We start from the raw sequence: 2,191 nt of genomic DNA, 5'->3' as shown, positions 1-2,191 counted from the left end.
CAGTTTCATTATTAATTTTTCTATCAAGATACCATTTTAGTAGTGTTTTATCTCTATAAATACCGAAAGTAACTACAAAATCTGATAATATATCTTCATAATTACCTTTTAGCCACTCTAAGGACTTTAGATCTTTGTAGAAGAGATATTGATTAAAATGAAATAACAGAAGCCCAACTATATTTTCATATCCATCATCTGTATATATAATTCCCTTATCTTGAATAGCAATGTATGGACTGAGAGCATCATTCAGCACCACTATATTTTGCGGTAGTAGATCTTTATTGATAAAATATTTTATTACTTGCTTATAGTGCTCTTCAGAAGGTTTTTTATAATTGTATTTTTCTAATTCAGCAACTATCTGAGGCATTATTTCTTGAGTATATTCACGGAAGTTAATATAAACTTCGCCGTCTTTAAAAATTGTATAATCTTCCATCTTTTGACTATAGCTATTAAAAGTTACTATTAAAAAAAGTATTATAATTTTCCAGTCCATTTTGTTTCTCCTATATTATTGTTATTCCAATTAGATTCTTCTACTTCTCTTTCTTCAAGAATTATTTTTACATTATTCCCCCCCGCTGGCGCGAGTCACATACTCGCTTCCAAGTATTCAGCGACTTTAGCTCGTGCCTACTATAATAAGAGTGTGTCCTGCTGCTTAGCTTCATTCCGTCTATCCAATTCACAGGATAATGGGTGAGTAGATTGTTCATTGTTCTATCTTGTTAATTTTGTTGCCAAGGTAAGGGTTTTATTTAAGGTTTATAGTCTTCCCAGCCATATTTTTTATATTCAGGAGCAGGAGAAAATTCAGCTGCACCTATATCTAAGTCTCCTGAGCAAGGGATGCGACAAATGCCCCAATTAGCTACTTTTTTAACTCCTGTCTTATAACTTGTCCAAGTCCCTACAAATTGGTTGTTTCTATAGCCATCTGAATATTCTTCAATATCATCATATAAAAACACTCCTTTATTGTTAATATACCATTTTAGCAAAACCTTTCCTTCAAAGATACCCGTAGCTGATAATTTCTTATCTTCTCTAAAATAATAATCAGCAATAATAATTCCTTGTGATTTTATTTTCCCCACCATATCATCTTCTAATCCTTTAGAATGTTCTGCAAAAAAATATACATGTTTGATTTTTATATCTCCTTCAAACAATCTTACATTTTTACCAACTTTTGTTTTCCCTTTTGCTATATAAAGACTATCATTTGTTGTTGATTTTTCTATTTTTAGAAAATTAATCTCTAATCTTCTTTTAATCTTTATATCAATAAACCCAATATAAGGAATAACCCCAATATAAGGATTGGTAGCAAAAGATGGTTTAGAGAGCATTGAACTTATATCAATGTTCCCTAAATTAAGTCTTCCTTTGCTACCAAAACCGCCATTTAAATAGCCAATCTTTTCCTTAATAAAATCTTCAAAATCACAATGTTCTTGTGCATTAGATATTGTGAAACATAAAAAGATTAATAAGCTAATCATAGCAATTTTATTTCTTCTTTCTTTTTTCTTCTTTAGCTCTTTCTTTGTCTCCATCTTTTTTCTTAATTTGTTGTTTGCTGCCAACTCAAAAATTATATCACGGCTCTGTAAAGATATAATCAAGTCTTTCATTCTCTTTACCAAATGCTGCTTTATATCTTTTTGCGTACTCTTGTTTTGAAATCTGTTTTCCAGAAATTGCATCTATAAAATAATGTAGATCACAATTTCTATATGTACAAACTATCAGATGATCCTTTTCTCTTTTTTGTTTTTCTTTTTTTGCTAATTCTATATATTTCTCTTTTTTTGCTAATTCTATATATTTCTCTAAACATTTATCTTCTGGGTAACCATCTTTTATCACAACTTTCCACATATTAGTTTTTTGTACATAATATAATTCAAATCCAAAATAATTTGTTCCTTTAATATCAACAATTCTACCTTCTCCCGTTTTAAGGTTGATATGCCCTTTCTTTTCCAAGAATTGTAAAATATAAGGATATTTAATTTTCTTGAATTTCTTATCTTCATCTACAATTCTTTTAACACCTTTTTTATTGTAATAAACAGATTTTTTGATAAGTACATTTTCTCCTATAAAATGCTTGATGCTTTTAATTTTTCCATTCGGATAATAATCTTTACGGCGTGTTATAAAAGAAGGGGAGGGC

4 protein-coding genes are annotated in these 2,191 nt (G+C 29.3%); all 4 read right to left on the bottom strand.

Annotated features, from left to right (window positions below):
- Positions 1 to 445, bottom strand: a 445-nt coding sequence (locus HMPREF1154_RS07300; RefSeq protein WP_157231256.1) for a hypothetical protein, incomplete at its 3' end; no start/stop codon positions are given.
- 127 nt (positions 446 to 572) lie between these two features.
- Positions 573 to 725 (bottom strand): hypothetical protein, encoded by a 153-nt coding sequence (locus HMPREF1154_RS13350; RefSeq protein ID WP_157231255.1) that lies wholly within the window; start codon positions 723 to 725, stop codon positions 573 to 575.
- Between the two features lie 42 nt (positions 726 to 767).
- Positions 768 to 1,646: a hypothetical protein gene (locus HMPREF1154_RS07295; protein ID WP_232211984.1), complete on the bottom strand. Its 879-nt coding sequence runs from the start codon at positions 1,644 to 1,646 to the stop codon at positions 768 to 770.
- Positions 1,612 to 2,191: hypothetical protein (locus HMPREF1154_RS07290; protein ID WP_009641943.1), on the bottom strand; the 580-nt coding region annotated here is incomplete at its 5' end. The genes HMPREF1154_RS07290 and HMPREF1154_RS07295, both read right to left, overlap by 35 nt.

It is taken from the genome of Capnocytophaga sp. CM59, from assembly GCF_000293175.1.
Lineage (GTDB): Bacteria > Bacteroidota > Bacteroidia > Flavobacteriales > Flavobacteriaceae > Capnocytophaga > Capnocytophaga granulosa.
This window is presented reverse-complemented; position numbering and strand designations above follow the sequence as displayed.